This window comes from Variovorax sp. FG153 (assembly GCF_057809595.1).
Window position 1 is genome coordinate 36,482 of the sequence record NZ_JBMDKG010000006.1, and the last position, 22,318, is coordinate 58,799.

At 67.4% G+C, this 22,318-nt stretch carries 23 protein-coding genes; 17 read left to right on the plus strand and 6 right to left on the minus strand.

What is annotated here, in order from left to right; translation table 11 throughout:
• Window positions 1-22: 22 nt before the first annotated feature.
• Window positions 23-880 carry a ferritin family protein gene (locus tag ACODT0_RS09285; protein ID WP_057597796.1) on the minus strand — a complete coding sequence of 286 codons (858 nt, stop codon included), beginning with the start codon at window positions 878-880 and terminating at the stop codon, window positions 23-25.
• Window positions 881-1,008: 128 nt separating this feature from the next.
• Between ACODT0_RS09285 and ACODT0_RS09290 the strand changes: the two genes are divergently transcribed.
• The 4 genes from ACODT0_RS09290 (at window position 1,009) to ACODT0_RS09305 (ending at window position 5,322) form a co-directional block, all read left to right on the plus strand.
• On the plus strand, window positions 1,009-1,638 hold the full coding sequence (locus ACODT0_RS09290; RefSeq protein ID WP_057597797.1) for a glutathione peroxidase: 630 nt from the start codon (window positions 1,009-1,011) through the stop codon (window positions 1,636-1,638).
• 326 nt (window positions 1,639-1,964) lie between these two features.
• Window positions 1,965-3,281, plus strand: coding sequence for an NAD(P)/FAD-dependent oxidoreductase (locus ACODT0_RS09295; protein ID WP_479671107.1), 1,317 nt, complete (start codon window positions 1,965-1,967; stop codon window positions 3,279-3,281).
• Complete coding sequence (locus ACODT0_RS09300) at window positions 3,278-4,081, plus strand: DUF1365 domain-containing protein (RefSeq protein WP_413762010.1); 804 nt, start codon at window positions 3,278-3,280, stop codon at window positions 4,079-4,081. The genes ACODT0_RS09295 and ACODT0_RS09300 overlap by 4 nt, the downstream gene beginning before the upstream one ends.
• The gene (locus tag ACODT0_RS09305) at window positions 4,078-5,322 is read left to right on the plus strand and encodes an SAM-dependent methyltransferase (RefSeq protein WP_261208956.1); all 1,245 of its coding nucleotides are present in this window, start codon (window positions 4,078-4,080) and stop codon (window positions 5,320-5,322) included. The genes ACODT0_RS09300 and ACODT0_RS09305 overlap by 4 nt, the downstream gene beginning before the upstream one ends.
• Window positions 5,323-5,387: 65 nt before the next feature.
• Here ACODT0_RS09305 and ACODT0_RS09310 read toward each other — a convergent pair whose 3' ends face one another.
• On the minus strand, window positions 5,388-5,999 hold the full coding sequence (locus ACODT0_RS09310; protein WP_057593676.1) for a glutathione S-transferase N-terminal domain-containing protein: 612 nt from the start codon (window positions 5,997-5,999) through the stop codon (window positions 5,388-5,390).
• A 116-nt stretch (window positions 6,000-6,115) separates the two neighbouring features.
• On the opposite strand from ACODT0_RS09310, the gene purB reads away from it, so the two are divergent.
• The 4 genes from purB to ACODT0_RS09330 all read left to right on the plus strand — a co-directional run bounded on the left by purB (window position 6,116) and on the right by ACODT0_RS09330 (window position 11,708).
• Window positions 6,116-7,495: an adenylosuccinate lyase gene (gene purB, locus ACODT0_RS09315; protein ID WP_057593677.1), complete on the plus strand. Its 1,380-nt coding sequence runs from the start codon at window positions 6,116-6,118 to the stop codon at window positions 7,493-7,495.
• A gap of 193 nt (window positions 7,496-7,688) precedes the next feature.
• Complete coding sequence (locus ACODT0_RS09320; RefSeq protein ID WP_489041112.1) at window positions 7,689-8,816, plus strand: PepSY-associated TM helix domain-containing protein; 1,128 nt, start codon at window positions 7,689-7,691, stop codon at window positions 8,814-8,816.
• 131 nt (window positions 8,817-8,947) lie between these two features.
• Entirely contained in the window at window positions 8,948-11,083 is a 2,136-nt protein-coding gene (locus tag ACODT0_RS09325) for a TonB-dependent receptor family protein (protein WP_489041113.1), read from the plus strand.
• 64 nt (window positions 11,084-11,147) lie between these two features.
• Window positions 11,148-11,708, plus strand: coding sequence for a YaeQ family protein (locus ACODT0_RS09330; RefSeq protein ID WP_057593680.1), 561 nt, complete (start codon window positions 11,148-11,150; stop codon window positions 11,706-11,708).
• A gap of 10 nt (window positions 11,709-11,718) precedes the next feature.
• Here ACODT0_RS09330 and ACODT0_RS09335 read toward each other — a convergent pair whose 3' ends face one another.
• Both ACODT0_RS09335 and ACODT0_RS09340 read right to left on the minus strand, forming a co-directional pair.
• Window positions 11,719-12,021, minus strand: coding sequence for a DUF2007 domain-containing protein (locus ACODT0_RS09335; RefSeq protein ID WP_413762007.1), 303 nt, complete (start codon window positions 12,019-12,021; stop codon window positions 11,719-11,721).
• 12 nt (window positions 12,022-12,033) lie between these two features.
• Window positions 12,034-12,501: a DUF3717 domain-containing protein gene (locus ACODT0_RS09340; protein ID WP_057593719.1), complete on the minus strand. Its 468-nt coding sequence runs from the start codon at window positions 12,499-12,501 to the stop codon at window positions 12,034-12,036.
• Window positions 12,502-12,995: 494 nt separating this feature from the next.
• Here ACODT0_RS09340 and ACODT0_RS09345 point away from each other — a divergent pair, with 494 nt between their 5' ends.
• From ACODT0_RS09345 to ACODT0_RS09355, 3 genes are all read left to right on the plus strand, one after another.
• On the plus strand, window positions 12,996-13,742 hold the full coding sequence (locus tag ACODT0_RS09345) for a TerC family protein (protein ID WP_057593682.1): 747 nt from the start codon (window positions 12,996-12,998) through the stop codon (window positions 13,740-13,742).
• 78 nt (window positions 13,743-13,820) lie between these two features.
• On the plus strand, window positions 13,821-14,285 hold the full coding sequence (locus tag ACODT0_RS09350; RefSeq protein ID WP_057593683.1) for a hypothetical protein: 465 nt from the start codon (window positions 13,821-13,823) through the stop codon (window positions 14,283-14,285).
• A 150-nt stretch (window positions 14,286-14,435) separates the two neighbouring features.
• On the plus strand, window positions 14,436-14,789 hold the full coding sequence (locus ACODT0_RS09355) for a phage holin family protein (RefSeq protein WP_489041114.1): 354 nt from the start codon (window positions 14,436-14,438) through the stop codon (window positions 14,787-14,789).
• A gap of 16 nt (window positions 14,790-14,805) precedes the next feature.
• Here ACODT0_RS09355 and ACODT0_RS09360 read toward each other — a convergent pair whose 3' ends face one another.
• Complete coding sequence (locus tag ACODT0_RS09360) at window positions 14,806-16,392, minus strand: M48 family metalloprotease (protein WP_489041115.1); 1,587 nt, start codon at window positions 16,390-16,392, stop codon at window positions 14,806-14,808.
• A gap of 53 nt (window positions 16,393-16,445) precedes the next feature.
• Here ACODT0_RS09360 and moaC point away from each other — a divergent pair, with 53 nt between their 5' ends.
• A complete protein-coding gene (gene moaC / locus ACODT0_RS09365; protein WP_413762005.1) occupies window positions 16,446-16,937 on the plus strand; it encodes a cyclic pyranopterin monophosphate synthase MoaC in 492 nt (163 codons plus the stop codon).
• Here the strand turns inward: moaC and ACODT0_RS09370 are convergent.
• Window positions 16,934-18,412: a PglL family O-oligosaccharyltransferase gene (locus ACODT0_RS09370; RefSeq protein WP_489041116.1), complete on the minus strand. Its 1,479-nt coding sequence runs from the start codon at window positions 18,410-18,412 to the stop codon at window positions 16,934-16,936. The genes moaC and ACODT0_RS09370 overlap by 4 nt on opposite strands.
• Before the next feature lie 415 nt (window positions 18,413-18,827).
• On the opposite strand from ACODT0_RS09370, the gene ACODT0_RS09375 reads away from it, so the two are divergent.
• The 5 genes from ACODT0_RS09375 (at window position 18,828) to ACODT0_RS09395 (ending at window position 22,288) form a co-directional block, all read left to right on the plus strand.
• Window positions 18,828-19,307 (plus strand): type IV pilin protein, encoded by a 480-nt coding sequence (locus ACODT0_RS09375; RefSeq protein ID WP_479671116.1) that lies wholly within the window; start codon window positions 18,828-18,830, stop codon window positions 19,305-19,307.
• Window positions 19,277-19,939, plus strand: coding sequence for a GspH/FimT family pseudopilin (locus ACODT0_RS09380; protein ID WP_479671117.1), 663 nt, complete (start codon window positions 19,277-19,279; stop codon window positions 19,937-19,939). Before ACODT0_RS09375 ends, ACODT0_RS09380 begins: the two co-directional genes overlap by 31 nt.
• An 83-nt stretch (window positions 19,940-20,022) precedes the next feature.
• A complete protein-coding gene (locus tag ACODT0_RS09385) occupies window positions 20,023-20,412 on the plus strand; it encodes a type IV pilus modification PilV family protein (RefSeq protein ID WP_479671118.1) in 390 nt (129 codons plus the stop codon).
• A 2-nt stretch (window positions 20,413-20,414) separates the two neighbouring features.
• Window positions 20,415-21,605, plus strand: coding sequence for a PilW family protein (locus ACODT0_RS09390; RefSeq protein ID WP_479671119.1), 1,191 nt, complete (start codon window positions 20,415-20,417; stop codon window positions 21,603-21,605).
• Window positions 21,602-22,288 carry a pilus assembly PilX family protein gene (locus ACODT0_RS09395; protein ID WP_479671120.1) on the plus strand — a complete coding sequence of 229 codons (687 nt, stop codon included), beginning with the start codon at window positions 21,602-21,604 and terminating at the stop codon, window positions 22,286-22,288. Before ACODT0_RS09390 ends, ACODT0_RS09395 begins: the two co-directional genes overlap by 4 nt.
• The last annotated feature ends 30 nt before the right edge of the window (window positions 22,289-22,318 follow it).

Below are 22,318 nucleotides of genomic sequence, written 5' to 3' on the forward strand. Positions count from 1 at the left end.
GCGATTTTCTGCGGTCCTGGCTTTACGCGCCCTGGTATTCGGGCTTGGGGCCGAGGCTGGCCGCCAGTTCCTTGCGGTAGCGGTTCAGTTCCTGGACCGTCTTGAAGCTGCGGTTCATCAGCAGGCTCAGGTTGTGCAGGATGCGCTCGCCGACCTTGGTTTCCCAGACGGCGTCGAACTTGATCTGCTTGTCGAGCCAGTGCTCGAGCCAGTCCGGATCGGGCATGCGGCTCTGGATGGTGTCGTTCGGGAACAGCGCCTTGTTCACGTGCAGGTTGGTCGGGTGCAGCGCCTGGGCGGTGCGCCGGGCGCTCGCCATCAGCACGCCGACCTTGGTGAAGGCCGAGCGGGCCTCGTCGCCGAACTTCTCGAGCGCGCGCTTCATGTAGCGCAGGTAGGCGCCGCCATGGCGGGCCTCGTCCTGGCTCAGCGTGGTGTAGATGTGCTTGATGACCGGCTCGGTGTGCCACTGGGCGGCACGGCGGTACCAGTGGTTGAGGCGGATCTCGCCGCAGAAGTGCAGCATCAGGGTTTCGAGCGGGGGCGCCGGGTCGAAGTCGAAGCGCACCTCGTGCAGCTCGGCCTCGGTGGGCGCATGCTGGGGACTGAAGCGCTTCAGGTACTCCATGAGCACCAGCGAGTGCTTCTGCTCCTCGAAGAACCAGATCGACATGAAAGCGGAAAAATCGCTATCGTGGCGGTTGTCGCGCAGGAACATCTCGGTGGCCGGCAGCGCCGCCCACTCCGTGATGGCGTTCATCTTGATGGTTTGCGCCTGCTCTTCGGACAGCAGCGAAGCGTCGAACGACTGCCACGGGATGTCCTTGTCCATGTCCCAGCGGACGGATTCGAGTTGTCTGAAGAGTTCCGGATAGAGCATCTATATCTTTCTAAGGCCGCCGATTTTAAACGGCACGTTTGGCGCGTCCATGACAAGCGCGCGATGATGCGGATACGTGCGCCGTCGCGGCACGGATGCGCCCCCCCTTTGTGAACCAGGAGCCCGCCATGCGAACCCCCACCCCATTGTCGGTCCCGATGCTCCGTACGTCGGCAATGGCCCTGATGGCCGGCCTGTTGACCGCGGCAACGGCCCTCGCCCAGCAACCCGCGGCACCGGCGCCTGCCGCCGCGCCCCAGGCGGCGGCAGGCTGTCCCGCCATACTGCAACACACCTTCCCACGGCTGCAGGACGAAAAACCACAGTCGCTGTGCCAGTACTCGGGCAAGGTGGTGCTCGTGGTCAACACGGCCAGCTTCTGCGGCTTCACCCCGCAGTACAAGGGACTGGAGGCACTCGACTCCAAGTACCGCGCGCGCGGGCTGGTGGTGCTGGGCTTCCCGTCGAACGATTTCGCCCAGGAATCGGCCTCGAACAAGGAGATTGCCGACTTCTGCGAAAGCACTTTCGGCGTGAAATTCCCGATGTTCGGCAAGTCCTCGGTGCGCGGCTCGGACGCCAATCCGCTGTTCAAGCAACTGGCCCAGGCCTCGGGCACCACGCCCAAATGGAACTTCTACAAGTACCTGATCGGCCGCGACGGCAAGGTCGTGCAGGCCTGGTCGAGCATGACGGCGCCCGACGAGAACGCCTTCATCGCGATCATCGAGAAGCAGTTGGCGGCCAATCCGGGCTGATGCCGGCGAGTTCGCACCAACGATGTAAATAGAAACTGATCAGTTCGCACCGAGACGTATCGGTAATATTATTTACCGATGCGTCAATCAGATTGTGAACCGATCGTCACAAACGCTTACCACTGCGGTGGGAACCGTGCGGCGAGGTCCTCGCTCATAACTCGCGTGGGCAGTGAATGCCCCACGGTTTTCATGTTGCGAGGTCTTCCGGGCGCCTGCCGTCCGGTCGAAATCCCGAGGCGATTCTTCTCCTCCTCCCTCCCTCCCTCCTTCGCGTCGGGGCGCCTCGCAGCATTTTTGTCTTCCAGCCAGCACGGGGCGGTGCCATGAGGCCGCCGGCCCGGGTCGCCATCGTCGGCGCCGGCATCTCGGGACTGGCCGCGGCCCACGCGCTGCGCGACTCGGCCCGCATCACCCTCTTCGAAGCCAGTGACTACTTCGGTGGCCACGCCCACACGGCCACGATCTCGCTGCCGGTTTCGCCCGGTTCGGGCGAACGCGTCGCGCACGGCGTCGACACCGGCTTCCTGGTCTACAACGACCGCACCTACCCCGAGCTGATCCGCCTGTTCGCCGACCTGGGCGTGGCGACCGCCGACTCGGACATGTCGTTCTCGGTCCAGGCCACGCGGCCCGGCGGCGGCCGGCTCGAATGGAGCGGCAGCAGCCTCGCGACCGTGTTCGCGCAGCGCCGCAACCTCGTCGACCCGCGCTTCCTGGGCATGCTGGCCGACCTGATGCGCTTCAACCGGCTGACGACGCGCATCGCGCTCGCCGGCACCGAAGGCGAACTGGCCCAGCCGCTGGGCGACTTCCTCGACGCCCACCGCTTCGGCCCGGCCTTTCGCGACTGGTACTTCCTGCCGATGATGGCCTGCATCTGGAGCTGCCCGACCGCGCAGATGCTGGCCTTCCCGGTCGCGACCATGATCCGCTTCTGCCACAACCACGGCCTGATCCAGATCGCCAACCGGCCGCAGTGGCGCACCGTGCGCGGCGGCTCGCGCCAGTACGTCGAGAAGATCGTCGCGGGCCTGTCCGATGCGCGGCTGAACACCCCGGTGCGGCGCATCGAGCGCGATGTCGACGGCGTGCGCATCGCCACCGATGCCGGCACCGAGGCCTTCGACCATCTGGTGCTCGCCACCCATTCCGACCAGGCCCTGGCTCTCTTGGCCGAGCCCAGCGCCGCCGAGGCCGCGGTGCTCGGCGCCATCCGCTACCAGCCGAACCACGCGGTGCTGCACACCGACGCCTCGGTGCTGCCCGAGCGGCCCTCCGCCTGGGCGGCCTGGAACTACCAGCGCGCGGACGGCGCGCGGGAATCGGGCGGGGTCTGCCTGCACTACCTGCTCAACAGGCTGCAGCCGCTGCCCTGGTCGCAACCGGTGATCGTTTCGCTGAATCCGGTTCGCGAGATCGCGCGTAGTGAGGTCATGGCCGAATACGACTACGCCCACCCGGTACTCGATCTCGAAGCGATCGACGCCCAGTCGCGGGTGCCCGCGCTGCAGGGACAGCGCCGCACCTGGTTCGCGGGTGCCTGGATGGGCTACGGCTTCCACGAGGACGGCCTGAAGGCCGGCCTGGCCGCGGCCCGCGGCCTGCAGGCGCAGTTGGCGACCGGGAAAGACGCCCCATGACCACGGCGGGGCCGTTGCCGCTGATCGGCTTCGGCGAGGTCCGGCATGCGCGGCTGCGCCCGGCCCGCAACGCCTTCGCCTATCCCACCTTCTTCCTCATGCTGCCGATGCGCGCCCTGCGCCGCGACGGCAGCCCGGCGCTCGCGTTCAACCGCCGCGGCGCGCTGTCCTTCCACGACGTCGACCATGGCGACGGCCGCGCGCCCGGTGCCGGCGGCGCGCTGGCCTGGCTCGACGAGCTGCTGGCGTCGCACGGCATCGACGACGCCGATGGCGAGGCCTGGCTGCACTGCTACCCGCGGGTGTTCGGCTACACCTTCAAGCCGGTCAGCTTCTGGTACTGCCACGACCGCGCGGGCGCGCTGCGCGCGATCGTGGTCGAGGTCAACAACACCTTCGGCGAGCGCCATTGCTACCTGCTCGACCGGCCGGCCTACGGCCCCGAGCTGCGCGCGACCAAGGCCTTCCACGTCTCGCCGTTCTGCCGCATCGACGGCAGCTACCGCTTCCGCTTCTTCACCGACGCCGAACGCACGCGCACGCTGGTGCGCATCGACCACGACGACGCCGACGGCCCGCTGCTGCAGACCAGCGTCGGCGGCGAACTCCAGGCGCTCGACGCGGCCAGCCTGCGGCGCGCGCTCTGGCGCTACCCGGCGATGACGCTGGGCCTGATCGCGCGCATCCACTGGCAGGCCGCGCGGCTGTGGCTCAAGCGCGTGCCCTTCGTCCACAAGCCGGCCCCGCCGCTTCATTCCGTGTCGCGCGGCGAGCCGCGCCAGCCGCAGGCGAATCCATGACCCCGACGACGACCACCGCCGACTCGCCCGCCTCGGGCTTCCACCTGCCGCAGGACGCGCCGCGCGCGGCCCGCAGCGTGCTGCGCCTCTTGCAGCGCCTCGCGCACGGCTCGCTGACCGTGCGGCTGCCCGACGATTCGGTGCGCCACTTCGGCGCCGCGCCGGGCGAGGGCCCGACCGCCTCGCTCACGCTGCGCAACTGGACGGTCTGCAGCGCCGCGCTGAAGTCGGGCGACATCGGTTTCGCCGAGAGCTACATCGCGGGCGACTGGACCACGCCGAACCTGGTCGAGCTGCTGCGCGTGTTCGTGGCGAACCGGCGCGCGATCGAGAACGTGTTCTACGGCAGCTGGACCGGCCGCCTGCTCTACCGCCTGCGCCACCTGCTGCTGAACCGCAACAGCAGGACCGGCAGCGCGCGCAACATCCAGGCGCACTACGACCTGGGCAATGCCTTCTACGAACTCTGGCTCGACGAGACGATGAACTACTCGTCGGCCTGGTTCGAGGGCGACCTGACGCGGCCGATGCCCGAGGCGCAGCACGCCAAGGTGCGGCGCGCGCTCGCCATGGCGGGCGTGCGGCCCGGCGACCGGGTGCTCGAGATCGGCTGCGGCTGGGGCGCGCTGGCCGAGAAGGCCGCGACCGAATTCGGCGCGGCCGTCACCGGCGTGACGCTCTCGCACGAGCAGCTCGCCCACGCGCGCCGGCGCACCGAAGGCCTGCCGGTCGACCTGCGGCTGCAGGACTACCGCGACATCGGCCGGACCACCGGCGACGCGCCCTTCGACGCGATCTGCTCGATCGAGATGGTCGAGGCCGTGGGCCGCGAATACTGGCCCACCTACTTCGCGAGCGTGAGCCGGCTGCTCAAGCCGGGCGGGCGCGCCTGCATCCAGAGCATCGTGATCGACGACGCGCTGTTCGAGCGCTACGTGGACGCCACCGACTTCATCCAGCAGTACATCTTCCCGGGCGGCTGCCTGCCCTGCCCGCGCGAGTTCCGGCGCGCCGCCGAGGCCGCGGGGCTCGAAGTGATCGACGAATTCGCCTTCGGCGCCGACTACGCCGAGACCCTGCGGCGCTGGCGCGAGCGCTTCCTGGCGCAGCGCGCCCAGGTGCTGCAGCTCGGTTTCGACGAGCGCTTCATGCGGATCTGGGAGTTCTACCTGGCCTACTGCGAGGCGGCCTTCGCCGAGCGCAGCATCGACGTGGTGCAGTACACGCTGCGCAAGCCCTGAGCCGGGGCAAACGACAAAAAAGCGCCGGAAGGCGCTTTTTTCATGGGCGAAAACGGTTCAGCCGCTCAGGGCTGGGTGTCGATGAAGCTCGGCCGCTGCATCAGCTTGTCGTAGAGCTTCGCGAGATTCGCGTAGTCGGCACGCCACTCGATCTCGGGGAAGCGCAGGTTCAGCCAGCCCAGGGTGCAGCCCACCGCGATGTCCGACAGGCTCAGGTGGATGCCGCTGCAGAAGGGCTTGTCGCCCAGGCCCTTGGCCATGGCGGCCACGCCGGCCTCGACCTTGGCGCGCTGGCGGTCGATCCAGGCCTCGCTGCGCTCGCCGTCGGCGCGGCCGGACCAGGTGCGCTCCAGGCGCCACAGCACGCCGGCGTCCATCACGCCGTCGGCCAGCGCTTCCCAGGTCTTGACCTCGGCGCGCTCGCGGCTTTGCTGCGGAATCAGCTTGCCGACCGGCGACAGGGTGTCGATGTATTCGACGATCACGCGCGAGTCGAACATCGCCTCGCCGCCTTCCATGATCAGGCACGGCACCTTGCCCAGGGGGTTGGAATGGGCGATGGTCGTGTCGGGCGACCAGACGTCCTCGATCACGAACTGGTAGTCGAGCCGCTTCTCGGCCAGCACCACGCGCACCTTGCGCACATAGGGGCTGGCGGCGGATCCGATCAGTTTCATGAAGGCGCTCTCCCTCGATTTTGATAACGTTTGTTCATAATCATTTTAGGGGAACGCCAAAGCCCGGCTTTCGGTGTACCGGGTTCGTCCCCGGGCGGCCCGCCTAAAATTCGGGCATGAGCTTCTCCACCGTCTCCGCCCTTTCCCCCCTGGACGGCCGCTACGCGGCCAAACTCGCGGCCCTGCGCCCCCTGATGAGCGAGCAGGGCTACATGCACCGGCGCGTGCAGGTCGAAGTGGCGTGGTTCATCGCGCTGTCGGACTGCGGCTTCGCCGAATTCAAGCCGCTGACCGGCGGCGCCCGCAAGTACCTGATGGGCCTGGTCTCGCACTTCTCCGAGGCCGACGCACTGGCCATCAAGGAGATCGAAAAGACCACCAACCACGACGTGAAGGCGGTCGAATACTGGATCAAGTCCAAGTTCGAGGCCCGCCCCGAGCTGCTGGCCGCGGCCGAGTTCGTGCACTTCGCCTGCACCAGCGAGGACATCAACAACACCAGCCACGCGCTGCAGATCCAGGCCTCGCGCGACACCGTGCTGCTGCCCGCGATCGACGGCCTGATCGCCAAGCTGCGCGAGATGGCGCACCAGTTCGCCGACGTGTCGATGCTCTCGCGCACCCATGGCCAGACCGCCAGCCCGACCACGGTCGGCAAGGAGATCGCCAACGTGGCGGTGCGGCTGTCGAAGGCGCGCGCGCAGATCGCCTCGGTGCAGCTGCTGGGCAAGATGAACGGCGCGGTCGGCAACTACAACGCCCACCTGGCGGCCTGGCCCGACTTCGACTGGGAGGCCTTCAGCCGCAAGGTCGTCGAAACCCCGGCGCCGCTGGGCCTGGGCCTGAGCTTCCAGCCCTACAGCATCCAGATCGAGCCCCACGACTACATGGCCGAGCTGTTCGATGCCGTGGCGCGCGCCAACACCATCCTGGTCGACTTCTCGCGCGACGTCTGGGGCTACGTGAGCCTGGGCTACTTCAAGCAGCGGCTCAAGAAGGGCGAGATCGGCTCCTCGACCATGCCGCACAAGGTCAACCCGATCGACTTCGAGAACGCCGAGGGCAACCTGGGCCTGGCCAACGCGCTGCTGCGCCACCTGAGCGAGAAGCTGCCGATCAGCCGCTGGCAGCGCGACCTGACCGACAGCACCGTGCTGCGCAACATCGGCGTGGCCTTCGGCTACGCGACCCTGGCCTATGCCAGCCTGGCCACCGGCCTGGGCAAGCTCGAGCTCAACCGCGACGCGCTCGCGGCCGACCTCGACGCCTCGTGGGAAGTGCTGGCCGAGCCGATCCAGACCGTGATGCGCCGCTTCGGCGTGCAGGGCGCCTACGAGCAGCTCAAGGAAGTGACGCGCGGCCAGACCGTGACGGCCGAGGCGCTGCATGGCCTGATCCGCTCGCTCGCGATTCCCGAAGAGGAAAAAGCCCGCCTGCTGGCCATGACGCCGGCCAGCTACGTGGGCAAGGCGGCCGAACTCGCCGGTAGAATCTGACGCCCTGTGCATCGATGCACCAACCGCTTTTCTAAGCGGTTGGTTCATTCGCTGAGGCCGCCCACGGGCGGCCGATTCGTTTCGATCGCCCATTCCGGTTTCCTTTCAAATTCCCAGCCAACGCACGCCGCATGCCGGCCGTGCGCCAGCCAGCAACACTTCCGTGCGGGACGCCTCGGCGTCCCCGTCGTCCATGCTGCGCGCCTCCCTGCGACGTCTCTGGCTCAAGATCCACCGCTGGGTCGGCCTCACGCTCGGCCCGATCCTCGCCGTCACCGCGCTGCTCGGCGCGGCGCTGGTCGTGGGCCAGCCCCTCGACCGCCAGGCCCACCCCGAGCTCTTCGTCGCGCGCACGGCCGGTGACGCCACCGCGGCACGGCTGCCGCTGGAACCGCTGCGCCAGCGCCTGCTGGCCGAGTTCGGCCCCGACACCAACCTGACCCTGCGACCGCCGCGCCAGTCCGGCGACACCTACTGGGTGCTGGTGCGCGGCCCCTGGGACGGCACGGTCTACCTCGATCCCTTCACCGGCGCCGAACAGGGCCGGCGCGGCACCCAGGAAGGTGCCTACAGCCTGATCTACAAGATCCACAACAGCCTGCTGCTCGACAAGACCGGCAAGGGCATCCTGGCCTTCGTGGCGCTGGCCTACCTGGTGCTGCTGGTGACGGGCCTGGTGCTGTGGTGGCCGACGCGCTGGCCGCCGTCGCTGCGCATCGTGCTGAACCGCGGCCTGCTGCGCGGGCTGTTCGACCTGCACCGCACGGGCGGCGCGGTGCTCGGCCTGCTGATCGCGGTGTCGGTCGCCACGGGCGCCTACATGGCCTGGCGACCGCTGGGCGACTTCATCTCCGCCGCCATGGGGCAGCAGCCGGTCAAGGCGCCGACGATCGCCAAGGGCGCGGCCCAGGGCCCGCGCCTGCCGCTGGACGAAATCGTGGCGCGCGCGCAGCAGGTGCATCCGGGCCAGCCGATCGGCTACGTGGTGGTGCCCGGCAAGGCCGACCGGCCCGTGCGCGTTCGCTTCAAGCTGCCCGACGACCCGCATCCCAACGGCATCAGCTCGGCCTGGCTCAACCCGGTCACCGGCGAGGTGCTGGCCGCGCGCAAGTGGCAGGAGCTCGATGCCGGCAACGGCTGGGTGGCGGTGATCTTCCCGCTGCATACCGGCGAGCTCGGCGGCGTGGTCCACGAGATCGTGACCGCGCTGCTGGGCCTGGCGCTCGGCGGCCTGGGCTTCAGCGGCATCTGGCTCTGGTGGCGCCGCCGCCGCACGGCCGCGACGGCGCGCCGCGATGCGGTCGCGCGCCCCACCTCCTGAGCCCAAACGATTCGACGACGGCGCGACGACGCCGGCCTGCCCGAACGACGCGCCCCACGCCCGCCCGTTCCTTTTGCAATTTCAAAAACCGAGGAGTTCCCGTGTCTGCTTTCAAACGCACCGCCATCGCGATGGCCCTGCTTCCCCTGAGCCTGCCCGGCTTCGCCGCCGAGGGCGATGCGCCCGCGGGCGCCGACGGCAAGGCGCTCGAGGCCATCACCGTCACCGGTGACTGGCTCGGCAGCCCCACCGAGAAGAAGGTCGTCGAGCATCCGGGTGCGCGGACCATCGTCGAGCAGCGCCAGATCCGCGAGAGCGGCTCGTCCAGCGTGCGCGACGTGCTGCGCCAGATCCCCGGCGTGCAGGTGCAGGAGAGCAACGGCACCGGCGGCAGCGACATCTCGCTGAACGTCGGCGTGCGCGGCCTGACCTCGCGCCTGTCGCCGCGCTCCACCATCCTGATGGACGGCGTGCCGCTGGCCTACGCGCCCTACGGCCAGCCGCAGCTGTCGCTGGCGCCGCTGTCGCTGGGCAACATCGAGACCGTGGACGTGGTGCGCGGCGCCGGCTCGGTGCGCTTCGGACCGCAGAACGTGGGCGGCATCATCAACTTCGTGACGCGCTCGATCCCGGAGAAGTTCGCCGCCGAGGCGAGCGTCGGCGTGGAGAGCGCGGGCCATGGCGGCGGCACCAAGTCGACGCCCAGCGTGTTCGTCGGCGGCACCAACGACAAGGGCCTGGGCCTGGCGCTGCTGTATTCGGGCACGCACGGCGAGGGCTTCCGCCAGAGCAACGACAAGACGAACATCGACGATGTGATGCTCAAGGGCAGCTACCGCTTCTCGAAGACCGACGACATCGCGGTGTCGCTGCACCACTTCGAGGGCCAGGGCCGCATGCCCGGCGGTCTGACGACGGCACAGTACGCACTGAACCCGTTCCAGTCGGACCGTCCCTTCGACGAATTCACCGGACGGCGCACCGACGGCTCGCTGCGCTACACGCACAACGACGGCATCAACAAGTTCGAGCTGCTGACCTACTACACCGACTCGTTCCGCGGCAGCCACCTCGAGCAGGAAGGCACGGGCACCAGCGCCGGCCAGCGCCGCCTGACCGCCGCGCCGCGCGAGTACCACACCTTCGCGATCGAACCGCGCTACTCGCGCCTGATCGACTCGGGCAGCGTGGTGCAGGAAGTCAGCGTGGGCTACCGCTACCTCAAGGAGGCCAGCTCCGAGGTGGCCACGCGCAGCAGCTACTACCGGCCGCGCCTGGGCTTCGACGCCACCACGCTGGCGCAGCCGGCCTACCAGACCAGCGCCGGCGGCACCACCGCCAACGCCTTCTACATCGACGACCGCATCGACTTCGGCAACTGGACCGTGACGCCCGGCGTGCGCTACGAGGCGATCCGCTCGCACAACGACGTGGTGGGACTCACCAGCGGCCGCATCACCAGCGTGATCGCGCCGAAGATCGACTCCAACGAATGGCTGCCGACCGTGTCGGTGATGTACCGCATGAACGAGCGCTGGTCGCTGTTCGCGAACGCCGGCGTGTCCTTCGGCCCGCAGCAGTACGCGCAGCTCGCGCAGTCCACCGACGGCCTGCATCCCGAGAAGGCGAAGACCTATGAGATCGGCACGCACTACAAGGGCGAGGCCTGGAGCTCGGAACTCACACTGTTCAACATCGACTTCGACAAGGAGCTGCAGCTCGCGCGCTCGATCACCGGCGACGTCGGCCAGTGGACCGACCTGGGCGCCACGCGCCACCGCGGCCTGGAATCGGCGCTGCGCTACGAGCTCGGCGACCTGAGCCCGGCCCTCAAGGGGCTGTCGCTGTCGGCGACCTACACCTACACCCAGGCCACGCAGAAGGCCGGCGCCTTCGCGGGCCGCGACCTGCCGTTCTACTCGCGCCAGGTGGCCACGCTGGGCGCGCGCTACGAGCGCGGCCCGTGGACCTTCAACGCCGACGTCTACGCGCAGTCGAAGCAGCGCTCGCCGGGCTCGCCCGACACCAATGCGCGCTACGTCACGCTCGAGGACAGCACCGGCCGCCTGGGCAACATCCCCGGCTACGCGGTGATGAACCTGCGCGCGGGCTACGACTTCGGCCCGACCATGCGCAACCTCAAGCTGGCCGTGGGCGTGAAGAACCTGTTCGACCGCCGCTACTTCAACCGCTCGGTGGACAACAACGGCGGCAAGTACGTGGGCCAGCCGCGCACCGTGTACCTGCAGGCCTCGGTCGCCTACTGATCGGCCGGCGGGCAGCTCCCGGGCCGGCGCCGGCCCGGGAGCGCGCGCATACACTCGCGCACCCATGGCGCTCAAATCCACCATCTTCAAGGCCAACCTCGCGGTGGCCGACATCGACCACGGCTACTACGCCGACCACGCGCTCACGCTGGCGCGCCATCCGAGCGAGACCGACGAGCGGATGATGATCCGCCTGGTCGCGCTGGCGCTCAACGCGCACCAGTTGCAGGACATCTGCAAGGGCGACGGCACGCTGGCCTTCGGCGCCGGCCTGTCGAACGTGGACGAACCCGATGTCTGGCTGCGCGACTTCACGGGCCAGACCCGGCTGTGGATCGAAGTCGGCCAGCCCGAGGACAAGCCCGTCATCAAGGCCTGCGGCAAGGCCGACCAGGTGATCGTCTACTGCTTCAACCACGCGGCCGAGATCTGGTGGCGCGGCATCGAGAACAAGCTCGCGCGGCCGCAGAACCTGAGCGTCTACCGCGTGCCCACGGCCGCCTCGCAGGCGCTCGCGGCGCTGGCGCAGCGCTCGATGCAGCTGCAGGCGACGATCCAGGAGAACACGCTGACGCTCGGCGACGGCGCGAACAGCGTCGACATCGAGCTGCTGCGCTGGAAGTAACGCAGGGGCCTCAGGGCGGCATCATCTCGCCGCATTGCCAGCACTGCTCGAAGCCGCCCTCGATCCGCTCGCCGCAGACGCACTGCCAGCTGCGCTGCGGCCGGTGCTGCAACGCATGCAGCAGCCGCTGCGCGAGCTCGAACTGGCTTTCGTCGTCGATCCAGATCTCGGGCAGGCACTGGTCGGGCGGCAGCTGGCCGGCCGCCGCGCCCAGGTATTCGCGCTGCACAGTGGCGGCCACGCCGTCCTCGCGCAGCGCATGCACCCACAGCGTCGCGATGGCGAGGTTGGGGGCTTGCGCGAGGCGACGCATCGGGCCGGCTGTTCAGCTCGCGTCTTCGGGCCCGGTGGGCACGGCGGGGTCGTCATCGGGCCACTGCGGCGGCTCGGCCTCGCGCGCGCGCTCGGCATAGCGGTTGAAGCGCCAGGCCGAATCCTCCATGGTGATGCGGCGCCAGGTGACGCGCTTCTCGGCCGGCGTCATCGCGGGCCAGTGCTGCACCTCGTCGAAGCTGCGCCCGCAGCCCTTGCACTGGTCGTCGCCCTGGCTGGTGGAGCAGATCGCGATGCAGGGGGTGTCGGGCGTGCTCTGGTACCAGTCCAGCCAGGCGGCCCAGGCCTTGGCCGGGAAGCCGACCTCGTCGACCTCGTCCTCGTGGTGGTAGACCATGAGCGCATAGACCTCGGCCAGCGCGCGCAGCTCGGGCGCGAGCGTGACGCCATCGGGCGAGGGGCTCTTCTCGCGCCAGTGATTGATGGCGGCCTCGATGTCGGTGATGTGGATGGCGGCCATGAAACGCAGAAAGATGGCAGGGCGGGCGATCATAGTCCGCCAATGTCCCGGGACCTCCGAAGGTTATAGGCGCTACCAAACTTGTAGCAATAGACCTTGCGGCGATGCAGGTTTTGAACGCCTTCCGTTTGAAAGCTTGAAACTTTCGGTTGCCAGCGCGCGAGCGCCGATGCTCTAATCGCGCCCACGAAGGGGAGTAGCTCCCGGCCGTCGCATACGCGGCGGACATCGCCAGGTCGTCAATACGAAGCACAACACTTCCGGCCTGTCGGGCATCGCGCATGTCGCCGAGCGGCCATGCGCATGCCGAGCCAGACCTTCGATTTGAACCTGTGCAGGTTTGGTCGAAGCGTCGTTGAAGTCCCCGGTGTCACCCGGTTTCATTTCCTCGCATCGATCAGCCCGCCCGGGATGAATCGAAACGCATCGATGTGCCTTGCCCGCGGCCGCCACGTACCGGCGCAGCGGACCGGGTACGAGGAACAGAGGAAACTATGGAACAGTTCATGACCCCGGAATTCTGGGTCGCCGTCGGTCAGATCATCATGATCGACATCCTTCTTGGCGGCGACAACGCCGTCGTGATCGCGCTGGCCTGCCGCAAGCTGCCGCCGGCCCAGCGCACGCAGGGCATCCTGTGGGGCACCGCCGGCGCCATCCTGCTGCGCGTGATCCTGATCTTCTTCGCGCTGACCCTGCTGGCCATTCCGTTCCTGAAGCTCGTGGGCGCGATCCTGCTGCTGTGGATCGGCGTCAAGCTGCTGGCGCCCGAGCATGACGACGCGCACGGCAACATCGCCGGCAGCGACAGGCTCTGGGGTGCCGTCAAGACCGTGATCATTGCCGACCTCGTGATGAGCGTCGACAACGTGATCGCCATCGCGGGTGCCGCCCAAGGCGCCGGCGAAGGCCACCAGATGCCGCTCGTGATCTTCGGCCTGCTCGTGAGCATCCCGATCATCGTCTGGGGCAGCCAGCTCGTGATCAAGCTGATGGACCGCTTCCCGATGATCATCACGCTCGGCGGCATGCTGCTGGGCTGGATCGCCGGCACCATGGCCGTGTCCGACCCCGCCGTGGTCAACCCCGCCGCCTGGACCTGGGTGCCGAAGCTGCCGCAGACCGATGTCGTGAAGTACGCCTCCGGCATCATCGGTGCGCTGCTCGTGCTGGCCATCGGCAAGTGGGTGGCCGCGCGCCAGGCCCGCGCCAAGGCTTCCACGCCGGCCACCGCGAGCTGAGCCCGCTGCCCGCCCCACGAAAGTCCCCTATCCATTTCGACCCGTCTCTGCCACTCTAACTACCTGAAGGAGCACCCTATGGAAAAGATCATTCTTTACGTCGACGACGCCGTCTACGCCTGCGAACAGTTCGCCGAACTGGCGCCGGATGCCGATGCGGTCGTGGCGCGTCACTGGGTGCTCGTGGCCTGCGCGCCGCGCATGACGCATCGCATCAGCAAGTGGGTGAGCCACAGCGCGCGCGAGAACTGGCGCGCGAAGTGGTTCAGCAAGCTGCAGGCGCAGCTGCTGCCGCTGCTGGAGCGCAATGGCGGGCAGGTCACGGCCGTGCTGGCCAAGGGTCCGCTGGCCGAGCTCACGCAGCAGCTCAAGCGCGAGCACATGGCATCGCACGTGGTCGATGCCCGCCGTCCGAAGGTCGGCGTGGACCTCGAGCCGGTCACGCCCGAGCAGAAGCCGGCCGGCCAGCAGGGCTGGGCTTTTCCCGGTGCCGTGATGGGCATGGGCGCGCTGCTGGTGCTGGCGAACGAACTGGCGGAATAAGGGGGTCGCGGCCCTGGTGCCGCGCCATCCCGCTCAGGCGACGGCTCCTTCGGGAGCCGTTTTTTTTGGCCTTGCCAACGCCCCGTCCCACGCGGATTCGCGGGCATGTCCGTCTCGCCGCCGCCCCGGCGCTGCGGTATCCTGGGCCGCATGCGCATCCTCCTCAAATGGCTGCTCAGCGCGGTGGCGCTGCTCGCGGTGGCCTACCTCTACAGCGGCGTCCAGGTCAGCAGTTTCGGCGCGGCACTGATCGCGGCCGTGGTCATCGGCCTGCTCAACATGATCGTGCGCCCGGTGCTGGTGGTGCTCACGCTGCCGGTCACCATCGTCACGCTCGGGCTGTTCCTGTTCGTGATCAACGCGCTGATGTTCTGGGCCGCCTCCGGCCTGCTGCCGGGCTTCCACGTCAACGGCTTCCTGGCCGCGCTCGTGGGCTCGCTGCTCTACTCGGTGCTCGGCCTGCTGATCGAGAGCGCGCTCGGCGGGCTGCTGACGCGCCGCTGATCGGCCTGCCGCCGGCTCAACGCAGTGCCGGCTCCTCGGCCTGCCGCTTCACCAGCACCTCGATCTCGCGCGCGCGGGTGTCGATGATCGACGCCTCGAAGTGGTCGACCGGCACCGCGCCCGGACGGCCGCTCTGACTCTGGCGGATCAGTTCCTGCGCCGCCTTGAAGCGGTCGCGCGCGGCCGGATAGTCGAGGATCGCCACGTTCGACTCGGCGTCCGCGCGGATCGCGTGCAGCGTGTCGCCCTGCGCGCCATAGAGATTGGCCAGCGTGCGCCAGGCGGTGGCATCGCGCGGGTTCGTCGCCACCCAGTCGCGCAGCACCGGGATCATCGGCGCCGGCTGCCGGGCCGCCACCGCGGCGTCCGCCGCCAAGAGCATCTCGGGCCGCGACTTCGCCTTGCCATCGAGCAGCGAAGCCGCCTTGGCCACGCCCGCGCCGCCCGCCGCCAGTTCGATCTCGGCCTGCAGCCAGCGCGCCTGGCGCGCGGCCGGGACATCGTCCGCCGTGCGCTCGACCAGCCGCTGCGCCAGCGCGCGCGCCGCCCTGTAGTCGCGCAATTCCTTGGCCGACAGCGCCGCCGCGTAGAGCGTGCCGGCCTGCTGGGCCGGCGAGCTCCTGGCGAACTCGCCGCTGGCGGCCGCGTCGACCCACTGGCGCAGCACGTCGACGCCAGGGCGCGTCAGCACGCGCGCGCGCGAAGAGACCATCGCGTGGTCCATCACGAGTACCGGTGCCGGCACCGCGTCCATGCGGAACTGGAAGCGGCCCTGCATGTCGGAGATTCGCTCGCTCGTCAGCGGATGGCTGCGCAGGTAGGGGAAGGAACCGTTGTCGTTGAGCCGCGAGGCGTACTGCAGCTTCTCGAACATCGTCGCCGCGCCCTGCGGCGCGAAGCCGGCCTGCGTCATCACGCCGAAGCCCACGCGGTCGGCCTCGCGCTCCATGTCGCGCGAGAAGTTCAGCTGGTTCTGCATGAACGCCGCCTGGCTGCCCATGACCATCGCCTGGCCCGCGTCGCCGCCGCTGCGGCTCTTGCCCGCGGCGATCATGCCGAGGATCAGGCCCGCGAGCATCAGCGGGAACTGCTTGCTCTGCTTGTCCATCATGCGGGCGATGTGGCGCTGCGTGACGTGCGACAGCTCGTGCCCGAGCACCGTCGCCAGCTCGTCGCGGCTGCCCACCGCCGCCACCAGCCCCAGGTTGAGCCCGAGGTAGCCGCCCGGCAGCGCGAAGGCATTGATGTTGCGGTCGCGCCCCAGCATCACCACCCAGGCATAGCGCTCGTCGAGTTCGGGCGTGAGTTCGCCGCGCACCCGCGCCGCCGCCAGCAGGCGCTGCCAGATCTCCTGCACGTAGTCGGCGATCACCGGATCGTCGATGTAGTCCGTGTCGCGGTAGAGCTCGCGCGCGATCTGGTCGCCAAGGTGGCGCTCGGCGGTCGCCGTCATCTCGCCGCCGTCGCCGAGCCCCGGCAGCAGCTGGGCGCGCGCCAATGGCGGCATCAGCACCTGCGAAGCTATCAAAACACTAGCGCAAACCGTCCGCATGGCGGGCGCGAAGAGGCGTTTCTTGCGAGGGGGTGGGGTCCAGCGTGGCATGGCTTGTCCAGAACTCGGGCTCGTATGATGCACCTCCCTCTTGAACGTTCACCATGAGCTCACTCACCCATTTCGACGCCCAGGGCCAGGCCCACATGGTCGACGTCGCCGCCAAGCCCGCCACCCATCGCGTGGCCGTGGCCACCGGCCGCATCGAGATGCGGGCCGAGACCCTGGCGCTGATCGCCTCGGGCAGCGCGAAGAAGGGCGACGTGCTCGGCATCGCGCGCATCGCCGGCATCCAGGCGGCCAAGAAGACCAGCGACCTGATCCCGCTGTGCCATCCGCTGGCCATCACCCGGGTGGCGGTCGACCTGGCGCTCTCCGAGGCCGGCGACGCGACCCCGCACGTGCGGTGCACCGCCACCGTCGAGACCGTCGGGCCGACCGGCGTGGAGATGGAGGCGCTCACTGCCGTGCAGATCGCGCTCCTGACCGTGTACGACATGTGCAAGGCCGTGGACCGCGGGATGACGGTCACCGGGGTGCATGTGGTGGAGAAGCACGGCGGGAAGTCGGGGAGCTGGACTGCGCCTGCAGCCTAGGGAGCCGGGGCCTTGTCGCCCGGGTTGTGCCTGAGCCAGTGGACGTAGGCGCTCGGATAGGCCTCCCTGAAGCGCTCGGCGATCAGACGCGCCTCGTCTTCATGGCCCGAGAGCTCCGCGCTCTCGATCAGCTTCACGATCACGCGCGGCTCCGGCGAGAAATGCAGCGTTCGCTGCGCGAGCACATGCATCCGGGCCGCGTTCTCGTGCGTGACCGGCGTCAACGTCAGCTCGGCGAAATCGACCTGGCGCGCGAACAGCCAGGAACTGCGGACCTTCGCAAGCGTGTCGTCCTGCCAGGGTGGCAGGCGCGCATCGCGCGGCAGGTAGATCTGGCTGATGCGCGTGTAGTCCCAGGCGGCGTAGACGACGAACGAGAGCAGGGCGATGCCTGCCAGCGCCTGGAATCTTCGGCGATCGGGGAGCCACTTTCTGCTCGATCGCGGTGACGATTCCTCGGTTCGGCGCGCGGGCCACAGCATGCCCAGGCACAGGCCGAAGACCAGCTGGAAGGGGCCGTACCACAGCGGGTACTCGAGCAGGCTGTGCACGAGGATGACGGCCAGCAGGCCCCAGGCCATGAGTCGGTTCGGGTCGCGCTCGCGCCAGGGACGGGCGGAAATCACCAGCCAGAGGAAGCCACCGCAGATCAGCACGGCAGCGGGGATGCCGAGTTCGACCGCGAGGTGCAGGGGGAGGTTGTGGGCGTTGTCCAGGAGCACCGGGAAGCGCGGGCCCGGGTAGACAGCCATGAAGTGGGCGTAACTGAGTTCGCCCCAGCCCCAGCCCGTCAGCGGGCGCTCGGCGATCAGGGAGAGGACGTTGTGCCAGAGGGTGAGGCGGCTTTCGTTGCCGAGGGCGGAGGGTTGGAGGCGTTGGACGAGGGCGCCGGCGGAGGTGAGGGCCTTGCTGCTCGTGCCGATGGCTGCGAGTTGGGGTAGCAGCCAGTTCAGGGCGAAGTAGAGGGGGAGGATGGCCAGCAGCGCCAGGGGTGGGGGCAGGCGGCGGTGCGCCGCTGGATCGGAAGTGGTGCGGTGTTCCTTCCAGGCAGCAACTCCTGCGGTGACCACAATCAACGCGAGTTGAAGCACACCGGTGCGAGAGCCTGATGCGGCGGTGGCGGTGATCAACAGGACGGCGGCGGCGACCAGGCCGGTCCGCACGCGGCAGGAGCCCTTCATCGCGTACAGCCACAAGACCCCGATCAGCGCGAGGCTGATCAATGTGGCGAATTGGTTGGGCTGGCGAAGCGTGCCCCAGGCGCGACCGGGGGAGGGAGAGGTGATCCAAGGGATAAGAGCGTCAGCGAGCTTGTAGTACTGGAGTAGGCCGACGAGGGCATTGCAGGCCCCTGCAAGCAGCAAGCCCCAGGCCAAGGCGCTCGGGATGGCGCTTTGCCGAATCGCCGCGGCGCCCGCGACGCCCAACAAGCCAACCGCTGCAAGCACCGTGCATGCCATGAGCCGAATGTCCATCGGGCTGTGAGCTGAGAGTGCAAAGGCCGCTACACACAGGCCCAGCCAGGCGAGCAATCCACGGCCCAGCGATCCATTTGGCGAACAGAACAGCAGAAGGGCAGCACACACCCCAGAAGTGAGCAGTTGCCACGCATTCGCGGAGGGGCCAGAGGCGAGTGGGCAAAGGAGTGGAAACGCAATGAGGCACAGACGAAGCCGATGCTTCCAGTTGTCCCAAGAGGAAGTTCGGAGCAAGGTCGCCTCAGATGTCATCCGCGAGATTGTTGCCGCCTCCGCCCCATGACAAGCGGCTTCCGCAAGTGGATGAGCGGATTTGCAAAAAGCAACATTCAGAGACATTCTTTAACCGCTGTTCCCACTCCGTTTCCGGATTGTGGGACCACTTTAGCCAGCCCCCTTAAAAGGCCATCCCTTGATAAACCACCTCACTGAACATCGGCGTTCCGCAGAGGCCCGCAGCGCAGCCGGCTTCACGCTCATCGAAGTCATGATTACCGTGGCAATCGTCGCCATCCTGGCGGCAGTGGCACTTCCGTCCTACAACGACTATCTGCGTCGCGGCAAGATGCCCGAGGCATTCAGCCAACTGTCCGACCTGCGCTCCAAGATGGAACAGTACTACCAGGACTACAGAAGCTACGGCGACGCGACGAAGTGCGCGAAAAACATGGCATCAGGGACATGGGGTGACTTTGCCTCGACGGCCAATTTCACCTATGAGTGCACGACCTCGTCGCCGTTCGACACCTACACCATCACCGCGAAGGGCAAGGGATCGCTTGACGGTTACTGGTACACGATCAATCAACAAGGCACGCCCGGAACCAGCAAGTTCAAGAATACGACCGTTTCGACGAGCACATGCTGGATGACGAAGAGCGCCTCATGTTGAGCCGCGGTCATCCACGAACCCGACAAGAGGGTTTCACCATCGTCGAATTGGTCGTCACGATCACGGTACTCGCGCTGATCCTCTTGGTGGCCATGCCCAGCATCGGCAACTGGCTGGCCAATACCCGCATCCGTAACATGGCGGAGTCTCTCCAGAACGGACTCCAGACCGCACGCAACGAAGCCGTGCGCCGTAACCAAAACATCGGCTTCTATCTGGTTTCGTTGACGGATCCAGCCAAGATGGACAACAGCTGCGCGCTGTCCGACACAGGTGCTTCATGGGTGATTGCGGCGACCTCGCCTGCGACCAAATGCGCCAGCGCCCCTTCCACCACGACGGCCCCCATGATCGTCTCGAAGCAGGCTGCCGGCAGCGGTGCAGTTGGCGTCAAGGCCAAGCATGACGACGACACGACGGCCCACACAGTGGAGTTCAACGGACTCGGCCGCGTGGTCAACGCAGACACTGCCATCAGGACGATCGAAATCCTCGGTCCTGACGCGGACGCCTCCAGCACGGCCTTCCGTCCTCTGCAACTGCACGTCACCGCAGCAGGCGCGGTCCGGTTGTGCGATCCCAGCACCGCGCTTCCATCCAACGATCCACGCCGATGCCCGGCCACGGAGTAACGGCAATGCCTCGACGCCTCGGAATGCCTTCCTTGAGCCACCCGCATCGACATTCACTCCGGTTCTCTTCGCGGGGATCACGCATGCACGGCATCGCGCTGATCGAGGTATTAGTAGCCATCCTCATTTTCATGCTGGGCGTACTGGGTCTGATCGGCTTGCAAAGCGGTATGACGCGAAGTGCAACCGAATCGAAGATACGCGCTGACGCCGTCTACCTTGCGAGCGAGGTCGTCGGTCGGATGTGGGCCGACGCCGACAACCTCACCGCGTACGCCGGCGACGACACGTGCTCGGCAACCAGTTGCACGGAATGGCGAACCAAGGTGGCTCAGGTACTGCCAAGCGGTGGCGCCGCCATCACCGTCAACTCCCTCAACGGTGACGTATCCGTCACCGTGACTTGGCAACTTGGCGACGGGATACCGCACCAGCACGTGACCACTACCACCATCGTGTCGAAATCGAGCTGAATATGCGACACCGCATCCAATCTTCTGCGCAACGTCCCGGCTTGCACCGTCGCGGTCGCCTGACCGGCTTCACCCTCATCGAATTGCTGGTCGGGCTGGTATTGGGCATGCTGACGGTGCTGGTGATCAGCACGGTGCTCGCGAACGCCGAAGGCAAGCGCCGCACCATCGCGATGGGCAGCGACGCGCAAGCCAACGGGACACTTTCCCTCTATACGCTGCAGCGAGACATGCAGATGGCCGGCTATGGCGCTGCGATCAACCCCGAAGCGCTGGGCTGCGCGATCAAGGGCGAATACAAGGATCCATCGGCGGATGCCTCGCTTCCTGCCATCCCCTTCTCCACCACGCTTGCACCTGTCGTCATCACCGACGGTGCGAGCGGCGCGCCGGACCAGATCACCGTTCTGCAGAGCCGCACCCGGCGCTTTTCCGCACCGATGTTGCTGTCGATCAACCATCCCAAGACGACGGAAGTCTTCACGGTCAAGTCGACCTTCGGCGCCACCGCGGGCGACCTGATGATCGCAGTGCCCGCAGGGGGTGGCGACGCCGACAACTGGTGCACCGTCTTCACGGTGACCGATTCCGGCTCGGGGGGCGCCGCGGGCACGGTACTCGACGGCACTCAGATTCCCCACAAGTCCGGCGGCACCAGCAAGTGGAACCGCAGCAGCGTATTTCCCGACGCCGGGTATGTGACTGGCAGCTATCTGCTGAACATGGGGCAGATGTCGTTCAACAGCTACTCGATCGACGCGAATCAGAATCTTGTCGTGACCGGGATCACCGCCGATGCGGCCACTGGAACGCCCGAGATCCTCTACCCCCAGATCGTCAACCTGCAAGCGATGTACGGGAAGGCGACAGCGGGCACGACCCAAGTCAGCTCCTACGACAACACGACGCCCACGACCGCCGCCGACTGGCAGCGGGTTCTGGCCATTCGCATTGCGCTCGTGGCACGCAGCAATCAATACGAAAAAGACATCGTGACCTCCAGTGCGCCACTGTGGGATGTTGGTGCGAGCAGCACGATCAGTGGAACCGTTGCCTGCGGCACGAGCAAGTGCATCCAACTCAAGATCAATCACGTGCCCGACTGGCAGCACTACCGATTCAAGGTTTACGACACGGTCGTTCCACTGCGCAATGTGCTTTGGAATTCCGCCAAAACCCCCGGCTCGTCATGATGAACCCTCTTTCACCCCGCCGTGGACAACGCGGCATTGCACTCATCTTTGCGCTGCTCGCACTGGTTGCGTTGTCGCTCGCGACCCTGGCCTTGGTCCGCTCCGTCGACACCAGCTCGATGCTCGTGGGCAATGTGGGGTTCAAGCAGGACGCAACGACGTCAGGCGACCAGGCAGCCCGCCAGGCCATTGCCTGGCTGAAAACCAACGTTACGAGCCTGGACACGGATGCCGCCGCGAGCGGCTATTACGCCAGCACTCAGGAGATTGTCAGCGGCGTGAACGCACCCGTTGACGTCACGGGCCAGCAACTTCCAGCCAACAGCAGCAGAAAGCTGATCGACTGGAGTACCGAACAGAACGGCAACTGCCCCTATGCAGCCTCGGGCAGCTATGCAAGCTGCTCGATCAAGTCGGCGACAGCAACGTTGACGAATACGACCAATACGGCCCGCTACGTCATCTTCCGACTCTGTGCGAATGCAGGCAGCGCAGACGACGCCATCGCAAACAGCTGCGCGAAACCGCTGGCAGACACGGGTGCGGCCCCTGGCCGAGGCGCGCTTTCGTACGGCAGCGGTCGTATCAGCACCAAGAGTGGTCCGTACTACAGGGTCGTCGTGCGCATCAGCGGGCCGCGCAACACCACCAGCTTCACAGAAACCATCGTCAATTTCCAATAGTGCGGCGTCGCGGCACGAGGAGCTTTCACC